General features: G+C 60.9%; 20 protein-coding genes. 10 read left to right on the forward strand and 10 right to left on the reverse strand.

The window, feature by feature from the left end; translation table 11 throughout:
* Positions 1-16: 16 nt before the first annotated feature.
* Positions 17-937 (reverse strand): LysR family transcriptional regulator, encoded by a 921-nt coding sequence (locus QQJ98_RS02595; RefSeq protein ID WP_284323751.1) that lies wholly within the window; start codon positions 935-937, stop codon positions 17-19.
* A 94-nt stretch (positions 938-1,031) separates the two neighbouring features.
* Here QQJ98_RS02595 and QQJ98_RS02600 point away from each other — a divergent pair, with 94 nt between their 5' ends.
* The gene (locus tag QQJ98_RS02600; protein ID WP_284323752.1) at positions 1,032-2,267 is read left to right on the forward strand and encodes a urate hydroxylase PuuD; all 1,236 of its coding nucleotides are present in this window, start codon (positions 1,032-1,034) and stop codon (positions 2,265-2,267) included.
* Between the two features lie 10 nt (positions 2,268-2,277).
* Here QQJ98_RS02600 and QQJ98_RS02605 read toward each other — a convergent pair whose 3' ends face one another.
* Both QQJ98_RS02605 and QQJ98_RS02610 read right to left on the reverse strand, forming a co-directional pair.
* Complete coding sequence (locus QQJ98_RS02605) at positions 2,278-3,054, reverse strand: peptidoglycan-binding domain-containing protein (protein WP_284323753.1); 777 nt, start codon at positions 3,052-3,054, stop codon at positions 2,278-2,280.
* A 191-nt stretch (positions 3,055-3,245) separates the two neighbouring features.
* Positions 3,246-3,992 carry an SDR family oxidoreductase gene (locus QQJ98_RS02610; protein ID WP_284323754.1) on the reverse strand — a complete coding sequence of 249 codons (747 nt, stop codon included), beginning with the start codon at positions 3,990-3,992 and terminating at the stop codon, positions 3,246-3,248.
* 80 nt (positions 3,993-4,072) lie between these two features.
* Between QQJ98_RS02610 and QQJ98_RS02615 the strand changes: the two genes are divergently transcribed.
* Positions 4,073-5,038: an AraC family transcriptional regulator gene (locus QQJ98_RS02615; protein WP_284323755.1), complete on the forward strand. Its 966-nt coding sequence runs from the start codon at positions 4,073-4,075 to the stop codon at positions 5,036-5,038.
* A gap of 51 nt (positions 5,039-5,089) precedes the next feature.
* On the opposite strand, the gene QQJ98_RS02620 is transcribed toward QQJ98_RS02615, so the two are convergent.
* Entirely contained in the window at positions 5,090-5,470 is a 381-nt protein-coding gene (locus QQJ98_RS02620; RefSeq protein ID WP_284323756.1) for a DoxX family protein, read from the reverse strand.
* A gap of 383 nt (positions 5,471-5,853) precedes the next feature.
* The gene (gene hrpB / locus QQJ98_RS02625; RefSeq protein ID WP_284323757.1) at positions 5,854-8,325 is read right to left on the reverse strand and encodes an ATP-dependent helicase HrpB; all 2,472 of its coding nucleotides are present in this window, start codon (positions 8,323-8,325) and stop codon (positions 5,854-5,856) included.
* Between the two features lie 874 nt (positions 8,326-9,199).
* Between hrpB and meaB the strand changes: the two genes are divergently transcribed.
* On the forward strand, positions 9,200-10,174 hold the full coding sequence (gene meaB, locus QQJ98_RS02630) for a methylmalonyl Co-A mutase-associated GTPase MeaB (RefSeq protein ID WP_284323758.1): 975 nt from the start codon (positions 9,200-9,202) through the stop codon (positions 10,172-10,174).
* Between the two features lie 93 nt (positions 10,175-10,267).
* Here meaB and QQJ98_RS02635 read toward each other — a convergent pair whose 3' ends face one another.
* On the reverse strand, positions 10,268-13,627 hold the full coding sequence (locus QQJ98_RS02635) for a Hint domain-containing protein (protein WP_284323759.1): 3,360 nt from the start codon (positions 13,625-13,627) through the stop codon (positions 10,268-10,270).
* On the reverse strand, positions 13,554-15,056 hold the full coding sequence (locus QQJ98_RS02640; protein ID WP_431307780.1) for a calcium-binding protein: 1,503 nt from the start codon (positions 15,054-15,056) through the stop codon (positions 13,554-13,556). Before QQJ98_RS02640 ends, QQJ98_RS02635 begins: the two co-directional genes overlap by 74 nt.
* Positions 15,057-15,327: 271 nt before the next feature.
* Here QQJ98_RS02640 and rpmB point away from each other — a divergent pair, with 271 nt between their 5' ends.
* The 5 genes from rpmB (at position 15,328) to QQJ98_RS02665 (ending at position 18,032) form a co-directional block, all read left to right on the forward strand.
* A complete protein-coding gene (gene rpmB / locus QQJ98_RS02645; RefSeq protein WP_284323761.1) occupies positions 15,328-15,615 on the forward strand; it encodes a 50S ribosomal protein L28 in 288 nt (95 codons plus the stop codon).
* A gap of 160 nt (positions 15,616-15,775) precedes the next feature.
* On the forward strand, positions 15,776-16,117 hold the full coding sequence (locus tag QQJ98_RS02650) for a hypothetical protein (protein ID WP_284323762.1): 342 nt from the start codon (positions 15,776-15,778) through the stop codon (positions 16,115-16,117).
* Positions 16,118-16,157: 40 nt separating this feature from the next.
* On the forward strand, positions 16,158-16,655 hold the full coding sequence (locus QQJ98_RS02655; protein ID WP_284323763.1) for a copper chaperone PCu(A)C: 498 nt from the start codon (positions 16,158-16,160) through the stop codon (positions 16,653-16,655).
* 58 nt (positions 16,656-16,713) lie between these two features.
* Positions 16,714-17,265, forward strand: coding sequence for a prolyl hydroxylase family protein (locus tag QQJ98_RS02660; RefSeq protein WP_284323764.1), 552 nt, complete (start codon positions 16,714-16,716; stop codon positions 17,263-17,265).
* Positions 17,266-17,366: 101 nt separating this feature from the next.
* Positions 17,367-18,032: a pyridoxamine 5'-phosphate oxidase family protein gene (locus QQJ98_RS02665; protein WP_284323765.1), complete on the forward strand. Its 666-nt coding sequence runs from the start codon at positions 17,367-17,369 to the stop codon at positions 18,030-18,032.
* Positions 18,033-18,081: 49 nt separating this feature from the next.
* Here QQJ98_RS02665 and QQJ98_RS02670 read toward each other — a convergent pair whose 3' ends face one another.
* Entirely contained in the window at positions 18,082-18,393 is a 312-nt protein-coding gene (locus tag QQJ98_RS02670; protein ID WP_431307781.1) for a hypothetical protein, read from the reverse strand.
* 328 nt (positions 18,394-18,721) lie between these two features.
* Here QQJ98_RS02670 and lepA point away from each other — a divergent pair, with 328 nt between their 5' ends.
* On the forward strand, positions 18,722-20,521 hold the full coding sequence (gene lepA / locus QQJ98_RS02675; RefSeq protein ID WP_284323767.1) for a translation elongation factor 4: 1,800 nt from the start codon (positions 18,722-18,724) through the stop codon (positions 20,519-20,521).
* Positions 20,522-20,999: 478 nt separating this feature from the next.
* The gene (locus QQJ98_RS02680; RefSeq protein WP_284323768.1) at positions 21,000-21,803 is read left to right on the forward strand and encodes a hypothetical protein; all 804 of its coding nucleotides are present in this window, start codon (positions 21,000-21,002) and stop codon (positions 21,801-21,803) included.
* Positions 21,804-21,982: 179 nt separating this feature from the next.
* Here QQJ98_RS02680 and QQJ98_RS02685 read toward each other — a convergent pair whose 3' ends face one another.
* Together QQJ98_RS02685 and QQJ98_RS02690 are read right to left on the reverse strand one after the other, a co-directional pair.
* Positions 21,983-22,195: a hypothetical protein gene (locus QQJ98_RS02685; protein WP_284323769.1), complete on the reverse strand. Its 213-nt coding sequence runs from the start codon at positions 22,193-22,195 to the stop codon at positions 21,983-21,985.
* A 90-nt stretch (positions 22,196-22,285) separates the two neighbouring features.
* Positions 22,286-22,753, reverse strand: coding sequence for a BrnA antitoxin family protein (locus tag QQJ98_RS02690; protein WP_284323770.1), 468 nt, complete (start codon positions 22,751-22,753; stop codon positions 22,286-22,288).
* Positions 22,754-22,850 lie beyond the last annotated feature (97 nt).

Raw genomic sequence — 22,850 nt, forward strand, 5'->3', positions numbered from 1 at the left:
AGCACGCACCGTACCGCTACCGCCCCTCAATCGCGCCGCGCACCGCATCGCGCACATGCGCTGCCATGAAATCGGTGAACAATTTCACCTTGGGGTCTTTCAAGCGCCGATGCTGCGACAGGCTGGAAAGTTGGGTCGGCAAGGGTGGCGTGGCGGTGGCCACGGGCACCAGCGCGCCTGATCGCAAGTGGTCCGCGACTTCAAACACCGGTTTCATCACGATGCCACGTCCGTCGAGTGCCCAACCTGTCAGCACATCGCCGTCATCGCTCTCAAACGGGCCAGAAATTTCATAGCGCCGCACGCCGTCGGGGGTTTGCAGCGCCCACTGAAATTCTTTGGCACCGGGAAAACGCAGGTTAAGGCAGTCGTGTTTATCGCCGACCAAAGCCGCGCCATCTTCCGGCATGCCGCGCCGTTCGATATAGGCAGGCGAGGCGCAGAGCACCCGTGGGCAATCGGCAATCAGCCGGACTTTCAGCGTGGAATCTTCCAGTATCCCCAGATGAAACGCCACATCCAGCCCTTCGGCGGTCACATCAATGATGCGGTCCGACAGCCGCAGCCGCACGTCGATCTGCGGATACATGTCTTTGAAAACAGGCACATGCGGCGCGATAAACCTGCGCCCCACCCCCAAAGGGGCCGAGACAAAGATCGTCCCGCGCGGGTTTTGGGTGACATCCATCACCGCCGCTTCGGCATCGTCGATTGCCTCCAGCACCCGCTTGGCACCTTCAAAAAAGATCCGGCCATTCTCGGTCGGCTGCAAGCTGCGCGTGGTGCGCGAGAACAACCGCACCCCCAGATGTTTTTCTAACTCGGATATCCGCGCCGAGGCCACGGCGGGCGAGGTGCGCTGATCGCGCGCCGCCGCCGACATACTGCCCAGCTCGTACACCCGCACAAACATCTTGATCGTGTTGACATAGGACATTTTCGCGCCAATCTTGAAAGTATTCCCGGCGTTTTCAGGATTAACAGATCAATGCCGCTCGGTATAGCCTGTCTACAGCCAAAGGAGAGCGCCAATGTATGACTGGATCGTGCTGTGGGAATGGGTCGAACTTGCCGTGCGCTGGCTCCATGTCACGACTGCCATGGCGTGGATCGGCTCGTCGTTTTACTTTATCGCGCTTGACCTTGGCCTGCGCAAAACTCCCAGCCTGCCGCCGCTTGCGCATGGCGAGGAATGGCAGGTCCATGGCGGCGGGTTTTATCACATCCAGAAATACCTTGTGGCCCCTGCGATGCTGCCCGAGCACCTGACATGGTTCAAATGGGAAAGCTATACCACTTGGCTTTCCGGCTTTGGCATGTTGTTTCTGGTCTATTACCTTGGCGCGAACCTGTATCTGATTGACCCCGCTGTGGCCGATCTGACTCAGGCCCAAGCCATTGCCATATCATTGGGCAGCCTTGCTTTCGGCTGGATCGCCTATGATCTGATCTGCAAAAGCCGCTTTGGCGATGACAACACCCGGCTGATGATCGGGCTTTATGTCATCCTTGTCGGCATGGCTTGGGGCTACACGCAAGTTTTCTCGGGCCGCGCCGCCCTGCTGCATTTGGGCGCGTTCACCGCGACGATCATGTCGGCCAATGTGTTCATGATCATCATGCCGAACCAGCGCATCGTCGTGGCCGATCTGAAGGCAGGCCGCACGCCTGATCCGAAATACGGCAAGATCGCCAAGCAGCGCAGCACGCATAACAACTACCTGACGTTGCCCGTGCTGTTCCTGATGCTGTCGAACCACTATCCGTTGGTGTTCGCCACTGAATACAACTGGCTGATCGCCAGCCTCGTGTTTCTGATGGGAGTCACCATCCGGCACTGGTTCAACACCAAACATGCGCGCAAGGGCAACCCGCATTGGACATGGTTTGCCACCGCTTTGATCTTCCTGATCATCGTCTGGCTGTCGACAGCCCCGATGCGGCACCGCCCCGAGGAAACTACGCTGAACGCCACCGCACTGACCTACGCCAGCGCGCAGGGCTTTGATCAGGTTGTCAGCATTGTGCAGGGCCGCTGCTCAATGTGCCACGCCGCCGAGCCCGTCTATGAAGGCGTTTACTGGGCGCCGAAAGATGTGGTCTTGGAAACCCCGGCCCAGATCGCCTCAGAAGCGCGGGGCATCTACACCCAATCTGGTCTGACCCATGCGATGCCCCCCGCCAACCTCAGCTATATGGAACAGCCAGAGCGTGACCTGATCCGCCGATGGTTCCAATCGGCAGGGCAGGGTGGTCACAGCAGTTAGGCAACTCAGCTTAGCCGCCGGTTTGCTGGCGCAGGCTGCGCAGTTGGTCGGCGGTCAGATAGCCGCTTGCGCGCAACCCTTCGTCCCGCTGCCACGCGGCCATCGCTCGCCGTGTGTTGGCGCCAAAGCCGCCATCAACGCCGTAAGTGTTGTAGCCCAGCGTCGTCAACCGCCGCTGCACCTCGCGGCGCTCGGCATAGCTGAGGTTCAGCAGGCTTTCCTCCAGCGCGTCATTGCCCGCCGACGGCTCTGCAGGTCCGGGGCCCACGACGGACCCGGCCTGTTGCGCCAGCAGATTGACCTGCCGCGCCGTCACATAGCCCGTTATGGATTGCTTGTTCTTGCGCTGCCAGCTGCCAATCGCATCGCGGGTTTTCGCGCCCCACAACCCATCCGCCACCCCGGTCGGATAGCCCACCGCAGTCAGCTGTTTCTGGATCAAAACCCGCTGCGACCGCGAGAGCCCCAACGATGCCTCAACCGAGGCCGCGCTTTGTCCGCCACCCACAGGCGGCTTCGGAGCAGGATCCTCCACCGCGCCCAGCTTGACCAAAGCCCGCTGCGCGTTTTCGCGGTACACCCCCGTGGGATACTGCGACAGATAGCTGCGATAGCCGCGCACAGTGTTTTGCTGCTGCGCTTGCAGATATGCGCGCTTGTCGGCCTCTTTGGCGATCAACTGTTGGGCGATGCCCGAAACCACATCGCCCAGATCAGTCTGCGCCCGCGCCGGAGCCGCCATCGCAAGGCTGGCTGCCAGCAAAATCGGCAAAGTTACATTCCGCATCGGGTTCATCCTTTGGTAAAGCGCCAGCTTGGCCGCTCGCATGGCCATCTGGGCAAGTATACATCAGACAGATAACGCCCAAGCGGCAGAATGGTTGCGATGGATTTCCAAAATGCCCTATCCAAGCTTTGCAAAACACCAGTGGGGGCAGCACAGTCGCTGCCCCCACGATGCTGCCCCTACGATGCTGCCTAGCGTCCAGCCTCGGCGAAATGCGCCACGGCGTCGCTGCCTGCGGGCAAAAACATCGGGCAATCTGGGTCCGTCGCCGCCCGCCACACGCCTTGCGCCACATCTTCCAGCAAGGTGCCGCCCGATCCGGCCATCGTGCGCGCAAACACCTCTTGCGCGAAAGCCTGATAGGCGGGGGGAAAATCCATCTTCATCCGGGCCCGCGCATTTTCGCCCAGCTTGGTCTTGCCCTGACCGGGCAGCACAATCCGCACCGCCACGTCGAACGGCGCCAGCTCCAGCGCCAGACTGGTGCTGAACGCCTCCACGGCGGCTTTCGAGGCGGTATAGACGGCAAGCATCGGCAACGGCTTTACCGTCACGGTCGAGGTGACATTGATGATCACCCCGGCCTTGCGCGCCCGCATCTGCGGCACCACCGCCTTCACCATAGCCATCAAACCGATGGTATTGGTGTCAAAAATCTCGCGCATTGTGGCGATTTCGGTATCCTCGACAATGCTCAGCAAGCCGATGCCTGCATTGTTCACCAACACGTCAATCGGCCCTGCGGCCGCGATAACGCTGGCGATACTGGCGGCGTCCGTGACATCCAGCGGCAGCAAAACCAGATGGTCCGACGCGGGCAACAGCCCCGGTTGCGGATCGCGCATCGTCGCCACCACGCGCCAACCCTGCGCCAAAAAGTAAGCTGCCGTCTCAAGCCCAAAGCCTGATGAGCAGCCAGTGATCAGAACAGTTTTCATCATAATCTCCTGAATGTGCTTTCACCCAAGCGATATAGACGCCAACCGCAGTACACCCTATAATCACAAGTGCCAGTTTAATGTGTGATCGTCCTGATATGCCGCAAGCCAAACCCTTACCCAATGCAGATACGATCAGCACAACCGATCCGCTTGCGCAGATCGTCACTCTGCTGCAACCACGCGCCCCCTTTGCCAAACTGGTGCAAGCGGCGGGTGATTGGCGGGTGCGGCGCGAGGCCAGCGGCCATGTCTCGCATTGGCTGATCCTGACCGGACAAGTCTGCCTCTGCATCGACAACCGTGCGCCGATCATCCTCAGGGCGGGGGATTTCGTGCTGGCACCGGCGTCGTTCGGCTACACGATCGCCAACCTTGACCTGCCCGCAGACACTCCGCTGCGCAGCCTGCCCGTGGTGCAGCCCGACGGCAGCTATCGCCTTGGCGATCCCGAAGGTGCGCCCAGCGTGCAAATGCTGGTCGGTCACTGCCTGTTCGGGGCCGCTGATGCCGATTTGCTGGTATCGCTGTTGCCCGAGATCGTCATTGTCCCAGGTCAGGATCGCCTCGCCGCTTTGGCCAGCCTTGTCAGCGATGAATGTCGCGCCAATCGCCCGGCGCGTGAGGTGATCTTAGAGCGTCTGCTGGAAGTGCTGTTCATCGAGGCTCTGCGCGCCACCGCACGTTCGACAGCGGCCCCCGGTCTTGTTCAGGGCCTCGCCGACCCCCGCCTTGCCCCGGCGCTGCGCGCGATCCATGCCGATCCCGCGCATCCATGGACGATTGCCAAATTGGCCTTGACCGCCGCGCTGTCACGCTCGCCGTTCTGCGCAAGGTTTCACCGGGTGATTGGTCTGCCGCCGATGGAATATCTGCTCAATTGGCGCATGGCCTTGGCGAAAGACCTGCTGCACAAAGACCGCCACAGCCTGACCGAGATTGCCACCCGTGTCGGTTACGGCTCGGCCAGTGCCTTCAGCACCGCGTTCAGCCGCCATCAGGGTCAGCCGCCAAAGCAGTTCGCAGCGCAAGGGCAAACGGCCTAGGCCACACGGCCCGACCTTTCGCCCTTGCATCAAAAGCTTAGCCTTTGCGGCTTAGCCTTTACGGTTGTCCAGCGCGTATTTGCCCGCGCCCATCGTGGCGATCAGCAAGAACACAAAGCAGAACAGGATCGCAGCGTCGCCGCCATTTTGCACCGGGTAGAAACCCTGCGGCGCATGCGCCATGAAATAAGCGAAGGCCATATGGCCCGACAGCACGAAAGCCACCGGGCGGGTGAACAGCCCCAGCACGATCAAAGCGCCGCCGATCAATTCCAGCAGCCCCGAGGCCATCTGCAGCGTGTTCAACGCGCCCGGCCCCGGAATCGGGAAGTTCAGCAGCTTTTGCGTGCCATGTTCAAAGTAAAGCAGCCCCGCCATAATCCGCAGCGCGGCATAGCTGATCGGTTGCAGGGCAGTCAGGTTCTTAAACATTTTCTCTTCCTTGTGGCTTGCATATGCAGTTTGGGCTAGCAGCCCGATTGTAACCAATCAATGTCTTGAAACCTACATCACGCCAATAAAGGCGGCGGCCATGCTCACATATGAACACATCGGCGTGATCTGCCTGCCTCAGGGCACTCCGCCTGCAAGGCAAGCCCTCCCGGCGCCCAATCATTAACAGTTGGTAAACTGCCGCTTGTAAAGCATTGAAATTGCTAGATGCGCATCAGTGTCCACGCGTGGACACAAGCCTGAACGCCCGAGGCGCCTCCAGATCCATGCCAACCTCTGGGCAAAATATCGCTGCCGCAGCCCCCTTAGCTCTCCAAGGCCTGTCACGTCCCTCAAGGTCGCACAGCCCCCCCCAAGACCCCTCACGTCCCCCGCGGCTTCGCCCGCAAAGTAGGCTCCGCCACCGTCGGATCCTCTGGCCACGGATGCCGCGGATACTGCCCCCGCATATCTTTCCTTACATCCGCATAGGATGATTTCCAGAACCCCGGCAGATCCATCGTCACCTGAATCGTCTTCTGCCCCGGTGAGGTCAAAACCACCCGCAACGGCAGCCGCTTGACCCCGACGACCGGATGCACAGTCACGCCAAACATCTCTTGCAGCCGCACCTCAATCCCCGGCACATCGCCATCATAATCAATCGGCACCCGCCGCCCGAGCGGAGTCTCGAACGCCCCCGGCACCAGTTTGTCCAAGGCCGCGACCTGCTGCCAGTTCAACCGCGCCTTCAAAGCCTCGGTCAGGTCAAATCCGCGCAGATCAGCCTCTGTCCGCACTCCCGAAAGATGCGGCAACAACCAGTCCTCCGCAGACAGCAGCAGGCCCTGATCTGAAAAGTCCGGCCAATCATCGCCGCCACCCCGCGCCAATTCCACCCGAGCCCGCAACCGCCGCGCGGCGGGCGTGAAATGCAGCCCATTCAGCCGCATCCCCTCCAACGCCGCCCGCGCCACCGCCTCGCCCGGCGCATCCCAATGAATATCCGTCAGCACCAGCGCGCCAAAACATTCCTGCCTGCGCGAGATCACCCGCCCCTCGCGCTTCGACCACTCACAAACCTCGCGCCAGCTAATCTGCGGCCCAAACACCGCCCGCAACTCGGCCTCAGAAATCGCCACCGCCTGCCGCACCGCAGCCTCGCGCGCATCACCATCCAGATCGGTCGCCACGATCAACCGCGCCCCCGCCAGCGGCACGCCCGCCGCCATCACCGCCCCCTTGCCGCCCGACAGCACCCAACGCGGCGCATCACCCTTGCGCCGCAGCCCCACCCGATCAGGGTAAGCCAGCGCCGCCATCTGCGCCAAACCCAACCCCGCATCTGGCCCCTCCGCGTCTGGTCTCGCCGCATCTGGCCCTGCCGCATCTGGTCTCGCCGCAGCCCGCGCCAACCGCCGCGCTTCCAGCTTCACCCGCTCCACCACCGAGCGCAACACGGGCCAGGAATGCGCCGCCTCAAACCGCCGCACATCCGCCACGACCGCCATCCGCAAAGCCAGATCCGGCGGCGCGCCCTTCAGCACGTCTCGCTCGCCCAACACCGCCGCAAGCGTCGCCGCATCCGGCCCCGCCACCGCCAACATATGCGCCAGCCTCGGATGCAAAGGCAGTGCCGCCAGCACGCGTCCATGCGGCGTGATCCGCCCGCCCGCCAGCGCCCCCAACCCCTGCAACAATGCCCGTGCCTCGGCCATCGCCCCCACATTCGGCGCGGTCAGAAACCCGACATCGCCCCCCCACAGCGCCAGCTCCAACGCCAGCCCGGTCAAATCGGCCGCCTCTATCTCTGCCGGAGGATAGGCCGCCAACCCGCCTTCCTCGCCGCGCGTCCAATAGCGATAGCAAACCCCCTCGGCCACCCGCCCCGCCCGCCCGCGCCGCTGCTCGGCCTCGGCGCGTGTCACCCGTTCCGTCACCAACCGCGACATGCCCGAGTTCGGATCAAACCGCGCCCGCCGCGCCCGCCCGCCATCGACCACCACGCGAATGTCAGGAATGGTAAGCGAGGTTTCCGCGATCGAGGTCGCCAAGACCACCTTGCGCCCCACCGCAGGCCCCAAAGCCGCCCGCTGCGCCGCAAAATCCATCGCGCCAAAAAGCGGGCGCAGCGCGCAACCCGGCAGCCCCGCGAGCATCGCCTCAACACGGCGGATTTCGCCTTCACCTGGCAAAAACACCAGAACGCCGCCCGCAGTTTCCTCAACCGCCTGCCGCACCAACCCCGCAACCCCGGCTTCAAACCGCAGCGACGCATCCGGGCTGCGCCCCAGCCAACGCGTCTCCACCGGAAAGGCGCGCCCCATCGAGGTCACAACCGGCGCATCCCCCATCAGCACCGCCACCGGGGCCGCATCCAAGGTCGCCGACATCACGATCAGAACCAGATCACCCCGCAACGCCGCGCGAATTTCCAACGCCAAAGCCAGCCCCAGATCGGCACTCAAAGACCGCTCATGAAACTCGTCAAAGATCAGCGCGCCTACGCCCTGCAATTCAGGGTCGCTCTGGATCATCCGGGTCAAAATCCCCTCGGTCACCACTTCAATCCGCGTCGCCTTCGACACTTTCGCCTCGCCGCGAATACGGTAGCCAACGGTGCCGCCCACCGGTTCACCCAAGGTTTCGGCCATCCGCTCTGCCGCAGCCCTTGCCGCCAACCGGCGCGGCTCCAGCATCACGATACGCCCCGCAACCGCGCCTGATGCCAACAAATCCAATGGCACCAAAGTCGTCTTGCCCGCCCCGGGTGGCGCCTGCAACACCGCCATCCCCCGCGCCGCAATCGCAGCCCGCAGCTCTGGCAATACATCTTCTATCGGCAATCTGATCATGCTGCCCTTATCCCGCAACGCCACTGCCTTGGCCAGCGCCGCTAAGAATGAGTATTTAAGAAAGAGCAAATCCCTTACCGTTGCTCTTTTTGAAATACTCCCCGCGGAGCGTCCAACCTTTCCCCGCACCCCACGCCTCAGACCCGTTGCCCGGCAGCGCGGCCGAGCGGGGGCTCGATGCCCCCCGAGGCCGCACTTCCATCAGGTCAGATTGGCAGGTCAGATTGGCAGGTCAGATTGGCAGGTCAGATTGGCAGGTCAGATTGGCAGGTCAGATTGGCAGGTCAGATTGGCAGGTCAGGTTGGCAGGTCAGATTGGCAGGTCAGATTGGCAGGTCAGATTGGCAGGTCAGATTGGCAGGTCAGATTGGCAGGTCAGATTGGCAGGTCAGATTGGCAGGTCAGATTGGCAGGTCAGGTTGGCAGGTCAGATTGGCAGGTCAGATTGGCAGGTCAGATTGGCAGGTCAGATTGGCAGGTCAGATTGGCAGGTCAGATTGGCAGGTCAGATTGGCAGGTCAGATTGGCAGGTCAGGTTGGCAGGTCAGATTGGCAGGTCAGATTGGCAGGTCAGATTGGCAGGTCAGATTGGCAGGTCAGATTGGCAGGTCAGATTGGCAGGTCAGATTGGCAGGTCAGATTGGCAGGTCAGGTTGGCAGGTCAGATTGGCAGGTCAGATTGGCAGGTCAGATTGGCAGGTCAGATTGGCAGGTCAGATTGGCAGGTCAGATTGGCAGGTCAGATTGGCAGGTCAGATTGGCAGGTCAGGTTGGCAGGTCAGATTGGCAGGTCAGGTTGGCATGTCACACTGGCCAAATAGGTCACACTGGCCAAAGCCGCGCCCATCGGGCAGAACCAGCGAAAGGAGTCGCCATGGATCTCGCCGAACTCGCCACAAAGCTGCAATCCGGCGACCGCCGCAGTCTGGCACGCGCCATCACTCTGGTCGAAAGCGCGCGCGCAGATCACCGCGCACAGGCGCTTGAATTGCTGCAAGCCTTGGGCCAACAGAACCAAGCTCTGCGCATTGGGCTGTCCGGCACGCCGGGGGTCGGCAAATCGACTTTTATCGAAAGCTTTGGCTTGATGTTGACGGGGCAGGGGCTGCGTGTGGCGGTGCTGGCGGTTGATCCATCATCGGCGCGCTCGGGCGGCTCGATCCTCGGCGATAAAACCCGGATGGAGCAACTCGCCCGCGATCCGCGCGCCTTCATCCGACCCTCGCCATCTCAGGCACAAATGGGCGGCGTTGCCCGCCGCACCCGCGAGGCCGTTGCGCTTTGCGAAGCGGCGGGTTTTGACATCATCCTGATCGAGACCGTCGGTGTCGGGCAATCCGAAACCGTGGTCGCCGAGCTGTGCGATCTGTTCGTGCTGCTGCTTGCCCCTGCGGGCGGTGACGAATTGCAAGGCGTCAAGCGCGGCATCATGGAGATGGCCGATCTGATCCTTGTCAACAAGGCTGACGGCGATCTGAAATCTGCGGCCCAGCGCACCTGCGCCGATTACGCGGGCGCGCTGCGGCTGCTGCGCAAACGCCCGCAGGACCCCGCCGATTATCCCAAGGCGATGATGGTTTCGGCACTTGAACAAGCGGGCCTCGCCACGGCTTGGGCCGAGATGCAAAGCCTTGCCAACTGGCGCAGGCAGAACGGTCACTGGTCAACCCGGCGTGGCCAGCAGGCCGAGCATTGGTTCCGCGAAGAATTGCGCCGTGGTCTGCTGGCCGTGCTGGACCAACAACCCACCAAATCCATCGTCGCCGATCTGGGGCTTGCGGTTGCCGCAGGAGATGTGACGCCAGAGGCCGCCGCCCAGCAAATCCTGCGCCTGCTGCACAAAGGATAACTGTGCAGGGATAGCTGGGCGGCCAAGCGCTCGCCAAGCGATCAATCGCAGCATATTTTGCCGACCGCCGTTTGCTGTGCTGCGCGGCAAAACTCAGGCCGCCAGCAGCACCCTTGCTTCGTAGGATTTCAGCGTTGGCCTTGCGGCGGCAAATTGCGCCAGTTTGCTGCTATCGGCCAGTTCGGGGAAGATCTTGTAGATTTCGTCGCGCTGATCGGCGTCCATGCCCTCCATCGTGCGATCTCCGGGCTGGAAGCTTTCGCTCCATGCGCCATCGGCAAGGATCACCTCGTGGCGGTCAAACAGGATGTGCAGATAGGTCACCGCTTCGACATCCGCCTCTACAACGCCGGGCAGGCACAACAGATGCTGGGCGCGCACCAAGACCTCGTCGCTGCCAAACAGCAGTTCCGCGCGGGGGCCACTGACCAGCATCCGGTGCTGACGCGACACCATCATATCCACCTCGGGCAAGCCATAACCAAGCGCGCCCGCCTTGATCAGGATGGGCCGCAGGCTGGCATCCGCGCGCAATTCCTCGCGGCTGATCTGGCGCGACCCGATCCAGCGCACCATCTGCGCGCCATTGTCGCGTGTCACCACCATATCACCAACCCGCAAAGCCTCGACCGCGATCTCACCGCTGGGTGTGGCGATCTGGGTGCCGGGCGTAAAGCACGACACGATGCTTTCAATGTTGGTAAAGGTCAGCGTGCCGATCACATTTCCGTCGGCGTCAAGGAAATTCACCACACCGTTCAGATGGTTGGCCGGATCGAGCACAATCTTGAACGGCGCTTGCCCGGTCAGGTCCAGCACATCCCAATCGGTGCCGCTGGTGCCGCCATCAACGACATCGCCCGCGCCCGCATGGATGATATCGACGCCCACGCCACCGATCAGCGTGTCATTGCCCGCACCGCCAAACAGCTCGTCATTGCCGATCCCGCCGATCAGCACATCATTGCCATCGCCGCCGTACAGCGTGTCGTTGCCGGTGCCACCGTCAAGCGTATCGGTGCCCGCGCCGCCTTCAAGCACGTCATTGTCAGCGCCGCCGAACAGCTGATCATTGCCGATGCCACCGTCCAGATGATCCGCGCCGTCGTCGCCTGTCAGAGTATCGTTGCCCGCGCCGCCGAACAGGCTGTCATCGCCCGTGCCGCCATCTACGCTATCATTGCCGTCTCCGCCTGCAACGCTGTCATTGCCCGCGCCGCCATAGACCTGATCATCGCCGGTGCCGCCGTCAACGCTGTCATTGCCGTCGCCGCCATAGACCTGATCATTGCCCGCGTCGCCAAATACGCTGTCATTGCCGTCGCCACCGTAGGCGCTGTCATTGCCTGCGCCGCCGAAAACCTGATCATCACCCACACCACCGTCGACGCTGTCCGCGCCATCGCCGCCATAAGCGCTGTCATTGCCAGCACCGCCCAGCACCTGATCATCGCCTGCGTCGCCGTAAACGCTGTCAGCGCCGTCGCCGCCGTCCACCAGATCATTGCCAAGCCCGCCATAGACCTGATCATTGCCCGCATCGCCGTAGTTGCTGTCGTTGCCGTCGCCGCCATAGACCGCATCATTGCCAGTGCCGCCATAGCTGACATCGTTGCCGGTGCCGCCATAAACGCTGTCATTATCCGCGCCGCCATACAGAATGTCGTCGTTGCCACGGCCCTCGATGGAATCGTTGCCAGCCCCCCCGTAGAAGACGTTGGTGAAAACGTCGCCGCTCAGGCCTTGCTCGTCATAGCCAATGATCGTGTCGTTGAACGCCGAGCCGATGACACCATCAACCCCCGTCAGCTGATCGCCCTGCGCATCGCCAAATTGCCCGGTCCAGCTTGTCAGGTTGACCGAGATCGCGGAAGTGCTGGCCGAGTAATCGACGTAATCCATCCCGGCACCGCCGTTGATCACATCTGCCCCGGCACCGCCCGCCAAAGTGTCATCGCCGTCGCCGCCATAAAGGCTATCATTGCCCGCGCCGCCCGACAGAGAGTTGTCGCCCGCATTGCCCGTCAGCACATCGGCATAGATCGAGCCGGTCAGGTTTTCGATCGACACCAGCGTATCGCCTGCCGCATCGCCGCCGGTGTTTGCGCCGCCATTCAGATTGACGTTCACCGCAGCGGTCGAACTGCTGTAGTCGGCGGTATCAATGCCTGCGCCACCGTCCAGGCTGTCGGCACCACTGCCGCCCGACAAAGTGTCATTGCCAAGGCCACCATAAAGGCTATCGACCCCAGCCGCGCCATACAGCAGATCTTGGCCATCGCCGCCGGTCAGCGCATTGGCAGCCCCATCGCCGGTCAATGTGTCATTCAGCGTCGAGCCGATCAGATTTTCGATGCCGCTCAGGCTATCGCCCTGCGCATCGCCGCCCGATCCGGTGCCAGTGGTCAGCGACACCGCCACCCCCGCAGCCGAGGTCGAGTAATCCGCCGTATCGGTGCCGCTGCCGCCGATCAGCGTATCTGCGCCATCGCCGCCCACCAGCGTGTCGTTGCCCGCCCCGCCGTCCAGCAGGTTGTTTGCCGCATTGCCAACCAGACTGTCCGCCGCACCCGAGCCGATGACATTCTCGATGCTGTTCAGCGTATCGCCAGCGGCATCGCCTCCAGACGCGGCCCCAGTGCTCAGATTGACCGTGATGCCTGACCCAGAGGCCGAATAATCTGCCGTATCGCTGCCCGCGCCGCCGTCCAGCACATCCGCGCCAGCCCCACCAAACAGCGTGTCATTGCCGTCGCCGCCATACAGGCTATCGACTCCCGCCGCGCCATACAGCTGATCATTGCCGACCGCGCCATACAAAGCATTGGCATTGCCGTCGCCGGTCAGCGTGTCGTTAAACCCCGAGCCGATCAGATTCTCGATGCTGCTCAGCACATCCCCATTGGCATCGCCCGCGGTGCCGGTGCCAGCGGTCAGGCTGGCCGCGACCGCAGCCGCAGCGGTGGAGTAATCCGCCGTATCCGTGCCGTTGCCGCCATAAAGACTGTCAGCGCCGCTGCCACCCGTCAGCGTGTCATTGCCATCGCCGCCGTAAAGGCTGTCATTGCCTGCGCCGCCGTCCAGCAGATCATTGCCTGCCGCACCATAAAGGATGTTGACGCCACTGGTCCCGGTGATCGTATCCGCAAAGCCCGAACCGATGACATCCTCGATATTCAGCAGCGTGTCGCCTTCGGCATCGCCGCCCAGACCAATGCCCGTGCTCAGATCAACATGGATCCCGGCAGCCGAGGCCGAATAATCGACATCATCATTGCCTGCGCCACCATCCAGCAGATCAGCGCCCGCTCCACCAAACAGGGTGTCGTTGTCATTGCCGCCATACAGGCTGTCATCGCCCGCGCCGCCCACCAGACTGTCAGTNGTCATCGCCCGCGCCGCCCACCAGACTGTCAGTGCCCGCAGCGCCGTAGAGGGCGTTGTCGCCCGCATCCCCGGTCAGCCTGTCGTTATAGGCCGATCCGACAATATTCTCGATCCCACTCAGCGTATCGCCACCGGCATCACCGCCCGAGGCCGATGTGTTCAAAACGATAGTAACAGCCGAGGTCGAGGCGGAGTAATCCACCGTATCAACGCCCGCGCCGCCGTCCAGCAGATCAGACCCTGTGCCGCCAAACAGCGTGTCGTTGCCAGCGCCGCCATACAGGCTATCGACACCCGCCGCACCATACAGCATGTCATTGCCGTCACCGCCGGTCAGCACGTTGGCATTGCCATCGCCCGTCAACGTGTCGTTGAACGCCGAACCTGCCAAATTCTCAATCGCATTGAACGTATCACCGTTGGCATCGCCGATTGTGCCGGTGTTGCTGGTCAGGCTGGCCGCCACCGCCGCCGAAGCTGTGCTGTAATCTGCCGTATCGTTGCCACTGCCGCCAAACAGCGCATCCGCCCCTGCGCCGCCGGTCAGCGTGTCATTGTCATTGCCGCCATAAAGGCTGTCATTGCCCGCGCCGCCATCCAGATTGTCGGCTCCTGCCGCACCGTATAGAAAGTTCGTCGCAGTCGAGCCGATGATCGTATCGGCATAGGCTGATCCAATTACGTCCTCGATGCTGATCAGCGTGTCGCCCTGCGCATCGCCGCCCAGACCTACGCCTGTGGTCAGGTTCACATTGATCCCGGCGCCCGAGGCCGTGTAATCCACATCATCCGACCCGGTGCCGCCATCCAACAGATCGGCCCCCGCGCCGCCGATCAGCGTGTCATTGCCGGTGCCACCGTAAAGGCTGTCGTTGCCCGCGCCACCCGACAGGCTGTCAGCCCCTGCGCCGCCATCAAGCACGTTGTCGCCGCCGTCCCCGGTCAGCCTGTCACCATAGTCCGAGCCGACAAGATTCTCGATTCCGGTCAGCGTGTCACCCGCCGCATCGCCGCCAGTATTGGTCGCCCCAGCCACCAATGACACAACCACCGCAGCGGTCGAATCGCCGTAGTCGGCCGTATCAATGCCCGCGCCGCCGTCCACCGTGTCTGCCCCGGTGCCGCCGATCAGCGTGTCATTGCCATTGCCGCCGTAAAGCCTGTCGCTGTTGGATGTCAGCAGCGCGTCGCCACCGCCAATCAGCAGATCATTGCCATCGCCACCATAAATCGTGTCGGCACCAGCGCCGCCGTTAAGCGTGTCGTCTCCGGCCAAACCATTGAAGGTATCAGCCGCAGTTCCACCCGTCAGGGAATCATTCCCCGAGGTTCCGTTATATGTTGCCACTGCTCTGCTCTGCTCGATTGCCCGGATCTGACGCCCGGGTCTATTTGCGTCCTGATTATGGCAAATAAGCCGAAACTGTGTCACAAATTGAGAGGATTCCTCGAACTTTCTCAGGGTGTTGTGATAATTCGGTGACGGGAAAGCCACCGCTTGCGCAAAACGCTGGCGCAATCGGGCCAAATTGCGGCGGTTGTCGGTGCAAAGCCTTGCCAGCGCCAGCAATTTCCGGCCAAGCCTCCGGTCAATGCGCCCGCCACCGACGACCCCGACGTTGATGTTTTCCCCGGCTTTTCTCGGCCATCCCGCTTGACGCCGCCGGGGAATCCCCTTACACGCCGCAAATCAAATTCAGACGCCGCCCGGTTTGGGGGGTGTCTCGCTGTCCTAAACTGACTTCCAAACTGACAAGGAATAGACCATGTCTCGCGTCTGCGAACTCTCTGGCAAAGGCCCGATGTCTGGCAACACTGTCAGCCACGCCAACAACAAAAACCGTCGTCGTTTCCTGCCGAACCTGAACCAGGTGACGCTGATTTCCGACGTTCTGGGCAAATCTTTCTCGCTGAAGATCTCGGCTGCTGCCTTGCGCACCGTTGATCACCGTGGCGGTCTGGATGCGTTCATGGCGAAAGCCAAGGACGAAGATCTGTCGCTCGACGCGCTGAAGATCAAGAAAGAGATTGCCAAGGCTCAGGCCACCGCCTGATCTCTTGCGCCGTTCATGCAAAGACCTCGCTTGGCAACAAGCGGGGTCTTTTTGCATGTCGGGCCGCGATGGGATGCGCAGGATAGGGCAGGGCGACACAATTTTGCGCGGACAAACTGTCGCCTTCCCCCGCCGCAGGTCATCAGCTAAACCGCACACCATGATCCGTATGCTGCTGTCCTTGCTGTTGACCCTGACGCTTGCGGCCACCTCGGTCCGTGCGGCGGTGATGCACAGCGAAATGCAGGGCGCCTATCAAATGGTGATCTGCGCAGACAGCACCTTGGCCCAAACCACGCTGACCTTTGACGCCACCGGCAAACCGATCACCGCCCATCACTGCCCCGATTGCACGACAGCCTTCAGCGGCCTGCCGCAATCGCCCCTGCAGATCGCCGCAGCACCCGCGACAAGCCGCACCCTTCACCCCGGGCTCTGCCCTGCCAGCGCCACCGCGCAGCTGCCCAACCTTGCCGCCCGGGATCCACCTTTTCGCGCCTGATCGCCCTCAAGCCCAAAAGATCAATCGCAAAGGAAAAACCATGCGTCTTACATCCCTTATCGCCGCCGCGATCCTGTGCGCAGCCCCCGCTTTCGCCCATGATGGCGTGCATATCGAAAACCCCTACGCCCGCGCCAATGGCGGTATTGGTGCCACTGGCGCTATTTTCTTCGAGATCATCAACCACGCCGATGTGGATGACCGCCTGATCGGTGTCGCCTCTGACATCGCGGAAAAGGTCGAGATGCACACCCATACCGAATCCAACGGCGTGATGAGCATGGATGCGGTGCCCGAAGGCTTTGCCGTGGCCGCATTGCAAGCCCATGCCCTGCAACGTGGCGGCGATCACATCATGCTGATGGGCCTGCGCAAAGCACTGAAAAATGGCGACAGCATCCCGCTGACGCTGACCTTTGAACATGCGGGCGAAGTAAAGCTTGACGTGCCGGTCGACAACGCCCGCAAGCCCGAAGCGGCGGCGATGGGCGCTATGGAAGGTATGGATCACAGCAAGATGGACATGCCCGCCAACTGATGCCAACGCTGGGGGGAGGCTTCCCCCCAGCCCCCCCTCCGCCGCCTGTAAGGTCAGCATGATTCCGCATATCTCGCTTCCCAATGCCCTCAGCCCCGACGAATGTGACCGCCTGATCACCTTGGTCGAAGGTCACCGCCTGAAAGACGCGGGCCTTGTGGGTGGCACCACCGCCCACACCATCCGCCGCGCCGAGATCGCCTGGCTTGATGATATTGCCGAGGCCGCTTGGGTGATGGACCGCATGATATCGCTGACCGCGCAAGCCAACCGCGAAGCATTCCAGTTCGATCTGAGCGATTTCGGCGAAAGCCCGCAAGTCGCGCGTTACACCGCCGAGCGTATGGGGCATTTCGATTGGCATGCCGACATCGGCGCCGGGCAATGGGCGGCCAAGCGCAAACTGACCATCGTTGTGCAACTTTCAGACCCCGCCGCCTATGATGGTGGCACGTTGGAACTGCGCCCCGACAGCAATATCACCCAAGCCAGCCGCGCGCGCGGCACCGCCACGATCTTCCCCAGTTTCACCCTGCACCGCGTCACCCCGATCACCGCCGGCACCCGCTGGTCGCTTACCCTGTGGTCACATGGCCCCGCTTTCCGCTAGAACCTTTCATACTGGTTTAATTATCCCTGCCGGAGGCTTCTGTGGCTTCTGTCGGATGCCTCCGGCGGGAGTATTTCAAAAAGAGCAATGCAGAGAACCGCATGACAAACACTCCCCCCTCTGAGCGCACCCGCGCCCGCCGCATGCATGAAAAAGCCGCCTATGACCGCGCCACCATCGACGCTATTCTGGATGCGATGCCGGTCGCGCATGTGGGCTATGTCAAGGATGGTGCGCCTGTCGTGATTCCGACGTTGCAATGGCGGATCGGCGATCAGATCTACTGGCACGGCTCATCAGCCAGCCGCACGCAACGCACCGCACGGGATGCGCAGGTTTGCGTCACTGTCACCCTGACCGATGCCATGGTGTTGGCACGATCTGGTCTGGAACATTCGGTGAATTTTCGCGCGGTGATGGTGTTTGGCGCGGCGCGCGCTGTCACCGATCCTGCCGAAAAGGCCGAGGTTTTGCGTGTGATGATGGAGCAGATGTTCCCCGGCCGCTGGGACCAACTGCGCCCGATGACCGCGCAAGAGCTGAAAGCCACGGCAATTTTGTCGCTGCCGCTCAGCGAGGCTTCGGCCAAGATCGGCACGGGCATGCCGACCGATCCGCCCGAGGATCTGGCAACCCCGGTCTGGGCTGGGCTGTTGCCGATCACGCTTTCGATGGGCGCTCCGATCCCAGATCCGAACCTGCACCCGGATACCCAGTTGCCTGACCACGCGAAGAACTATCGCTTCGGCGCAGTTTCAAGACCCTGACCCTGTCTTAGGGTGGGGTTACACCCCACCCCGTCGCCGATCGGACCGTTCAGCCGCCGCAATAGACCTGAGCCTGTGCGCTGAACGCCTTGTAACGCTCCCAAAACGCATCATCGCCGTTGGATTTCGACATCCAGACCTTATGCGCCTTCTCAGGGTCTTTGAAAAACGACGCCGCCCGCCGTTGATCCGCGCCGCGCAAGGTCTGGTCCGCGACTTGCTGGATACAGCCACACAGCTGCCGGTTGGACGCCTTGCGATCCGACCGGTTGCACGCATTTTCAATCGCCCCCGCATGGGCAAAGCTGCCCATCACCGGAAGCGCCACACACAGGCTGACCGCCCATAGAATTGGTTTCATCATTGCTCTGCCTCTGCCCGCCCACGACCGGATTTCCCTCAGCCGTGGATCATTATCTGCCACCGAGTTTAGCGCGCCGTGCACAGTTTTTCAAGAAGTTGGTGCGCTCAGCAGCTTTCCGCCAATCGTCCGGTTGAAACAGCGCAAGACCGGGGCGCAGCGGATGCCGCCATGGTGGCAGCGAAAACGGCGAAAGTTCCTAATAATTCCTGAAGGGAAGGCTGTAAGTCATTGAAATATATACTCACCGATCTCTGTCCACGCGTGGACACGCGCCACTGGCTACAAGCCCCTTCCCGCCCTGCCGCAAACCCGCTATATCGCGCGCATGACCCAGCTTGATCTCATCCGCAACTTCTCCATCGTGGCCCATATCGACCACGGTAAATCCACCCTCGCCGACCGGCTCATCCAGATGACCGGCACGGTGGCTGCGCGCGATATGAAGGCGCAGATGCTGGACAGCATGGATATCGAGCGCGAGCGCGGCATCACCATCAAGGCCAACACGGTGCGGATCGAATATCCGGCGAAGGATGGCAAGACCTACATCCTGAACCTGATAGACACCCCCGGACACGTCGACTTCGCCTATGAAGTCAGCCGCTCGATGCGGGCCGTGGAAGGCTCGCTGCTGGTCGTCGATGCAAGCCAAGGTGTGGAAGCGCAAACGCTGGCCAACGTCTACCAAGCCCTCGATGCCGGACATGAAATCGTTCCGGTCCTGAACAAGATCGACCTTCCTGCCGCCGAGCCTGACCGCATCCGCCAACAAATCGAAGACGTGATCGGCCTTGATGCCAGCGATGCCGTGCTGATTTCGGCCAAATCCGGCCTCGGCATCCCCGACGTGCTGGAAGCCATCGTCACCCGCCTGCCGCCACCCAAAGGCGACCCCAATGCGCCGCTGAAAGCCATGCTGGTGGACAGCTGGTATGACGCCTATCTTGGCGTTGTCGTGATGATCCGCGTCATGGATGGCACCGTCAAAAAGGGCGACCGCGTTCGGATGATGCAGACCAATGCCGTCTATGGCATCGACAAACTATCGGTGCTCAAGCCGCAAATGGTTGATATCGCTGAACTTGGCCCGGGCGAGATCGGCATTTTCACCGCAAGCATCAAACAGGTCCGCGACACCCGCGTGGGCGACACCATCACCCACGAACGCAAAGGCTGCACCGAGGCATTGCCGGGCTTCAAACCCGCCCAGCCCGTCGTATTCTGTGGCTTGTTCCCGGTTGATGCCGCCGAATTTGAAAACCTGCGCGACGCGATTGAGAAACTTTCCCTCAACGACGCCTCGTTCAGCACCGAGATGGAAACCTCTGCCGCCCTCGGCTTCGGCTTCCGCTGTGGCTTTTTGGGCCTGCTGCACCTTGAAGTCATCCGTGACCGGCTAGAGCGTGAATATGACATCGACCTGATCACCACAGCCCCCTCGGTTGTGTTCAAGCTGCATATGAAAGACGGCACCGTGCAGGATCTGCACAATCCGGCAGACATGCCCGACCTGACCTTTGTGGACCATATCGAGGAACCTCGGATCAAGGCCACGATCATGGTCCCCGATGATTACCTCGGCGACGTGCTGAAGCTGTGCCAAGACCGCCGCGGCATCCAGATGGACCTGTCCTATGCCGGGTCGCGGGCAATGGTGGTCTACGATCTTCCGCTGGCCGAGGTGGTGTTCGATTTCTACGACCGCCTGAAATCGGTCACGCAGGGCTATGCCTCCTTCGACTATACGATTTCAGAATATCGTGAAGATTTCCTTGTCAAAATGTCGATTCTTGTCAACGAAGAGCCCGTTGATGCGCTGTCGATGATGGTCCACCGTGATCGTGCCGAGATGCGCGGCCGCGCCATGGTTGAAAAGCTGAAAGACCTGATCCCGCGCCACATGTTCAAAATCCCGATTCAGGCGGCGATTGGTGCCCGGGTGATCGCCCGCGAAACCCTGTCCGCCATGCGCAAAGACGTGACCGCCAAATGCTACGGCGGCGACGCCTCCCGGAAGAAGAAACTGCTGGAGAAGCAGAAGGCCGGGAAAAAGCGGATGCGCCAGTTTGGCAAGGTGGAGATTCCGCAGGAAGCGTTTATCAGCGCTTTGAAAATGGACAGCTAAGGCTGTCCTTTTTCAACGCGGATGGGCGAAAGAGAATGGTGAAACCACTCGCCTGCCCACCCAGTGCAGGATGGGCGGCAAGTTTATATGATGAATTGGTTTTAGATGTTAGAAAACCTAGGGTAGAGTTCTACCCACAGAACGCAAGAAAGTGGTGCGATAAACCGCAACCTGCAACCTAAGAACTGGGTCAAATTGCCCCAAACCTCAGCTATTCCGGCACATCCAGATCGCGGCAGAAATACCCACCCGCGCCGTTGATCATGACAACTGACACCTTGTTTCCGCAATGCCGCCCGCAAACGCCGCGGGCAGAGTTCACCGTGAAGTGTCGCCTATCAAATGTCTGAAAAGCGTGGATCACATTCTGATCCGTTCGCATCTTCCATCCAACAACACCCATAGGCTGTGTGCGCAAAACACTTTACTCAGGGCCGCGTCGCACTACATCCCTGATAGCAGATTCGATGGGATTTTGATGGAAAATCGACTTCGATATTTTGTGGCCAAATACTGCCCGCGTATTTTGCAGTCATTGGTCTACAATGCCCTGTATCGCCGATTGGGCGATAGCTATGCCCTTAATCCAAACGATTTTCTGAACAAAAGCGTGCTGGTGATCGGCCCGGCGGCTTCTGCTCATCTCGATCTTCAAGCTTTGGATGTTGCAGGCTTTGACATCATCGTTAAAATGAACAACGCCATTCACACAGAAATCAACGGCCAAGTCAGCAATCCCCTTCGCTGCGACGTTCTTTTCCACAGCTTTCGCGGGGCGACCAAGCCAGTTACCGCAGAGGATCTGCGCGTAGCCGGGGTAAAAACCATTGTTCACAGGACGTTGAAGCGGCGGGCTTTCCTTGCCACGCTTCAGCTTGAAGAAAAATTCCGCTCGGTTGCCCAGATGCGGATCGTTCCGGTGCATAAATACGTGACCGTGTCAAAACAGCTTGCGGGTCATGCTGCCAGCACCGGCATGATCTGCGCTGAATTTTTTCTTCATGCGCCAGTGTCGCGCCTTGCGCTGGTTGGCTTCACGTTCTTTTCGACCCGCTATGTGAATGGGTATGACGACACGATTGTCTCTGATGAAATCGCCCTCGCGCGTATTGAAACGATTGATTATCATTCCCCCGTTCATGAAGCGCGACTTATGTATGAGTTGATAGCCAAAGCGCAGTTGGCTGGAAAAAACATCTATATCAGCGAAACCATGCAGCAAGCGATGGATTTCATGAGATTGCGGGATCCAAATAAACCCGCAAAAGACAAAGATATTTGAAAGATGAATGGTTGTATCGGGCATTTGGTAGGCAATTGGTGCACTGCTGCCAAATATTTTTTGCCCGGCAGATCATAATTAAGTTTCAACCCGCGCGCCTGTAACACGGGGTTAAAACCTAATTCTGATCAACCCTGCTGTTTTGGGTGCTTGGCGCTGCCCAGTGACAGCCGGATGCCTTACTTATTCCGGCAACCCGGCACGTTCAGGTCGCGGCAGAAATACCCACCTGCGCCGCCGATAACTGCGCCCGTCACGGCATTGCCGCCGGTGGCCCCTGCGATAACTGCACCGCCAGCCGCGCCAGCCAGACCGCGCTCGGCGTCACTGGCAAGGCAGCCGGATAGTCCGAACGCGGCGACTCCGACAAGCATGAATGATTTGATCGACATCGGCTTCCTCACTTTCAGCTGTTGATGCCTGCAAACGCAGCAACCGCCGATCCGTTCCCACCCCGTCGCCAGCCGCGCAACAATCCGCCGTCAGCCTTTCCCCAACAGCCGCATCACCCGGTCTACCAGTTCCGGCGTGGTCTCTTTGCGCTCAGGTTCCGGTTCGGGTTCTTCGCCCAGCATCCGCGCGATCTCACCAAAGGCGGGCCGCGCGCCCGCGTTGCGCGCCGCATCGCGTTGATAGCTTGCCAGCGTTTCCGAACCTTCGACCACGCCGGAAAGCCGCGCATGCATAAAGTTTTTCAGCACCGCATTGATCCGTGGTCCGTGGCCCTTTCCCATGGCTTTGAAGAATTTCAACACGTCTTTATCCAGATCAAGCGTGATCTTTTCCTTGATCTGATGCGGTGTTTCGCGGGCGATCTCTTCCCAAGCCAGCGGCACGCGGCCGTTGGATCGGATGGCATTGTGGAAATCCCATTCCAGCCGCAGCATCACATCCATCAGATAGGTGAAATGCGACCGCTGGCGTGGGGTCATTTTGGCAATATCGGGCATCGGCTGAACTCCTTTTACGCCGATCCTGACAACAAAAGGTTAACGTAAGCGTATGGCCGCGATCTTGCCCATATATGGCCGTTTGTTGGGTGGTTAA

Source organism: Cypionkella aquatica (genome assembly GCF_030161095.1).
GTDB lineage: Bacteria > Pseudomonadota > Alphaproteobacteria > Rhodobacterales > Rhodobacteraceae > Cypionkella > Cypionkella aquatica.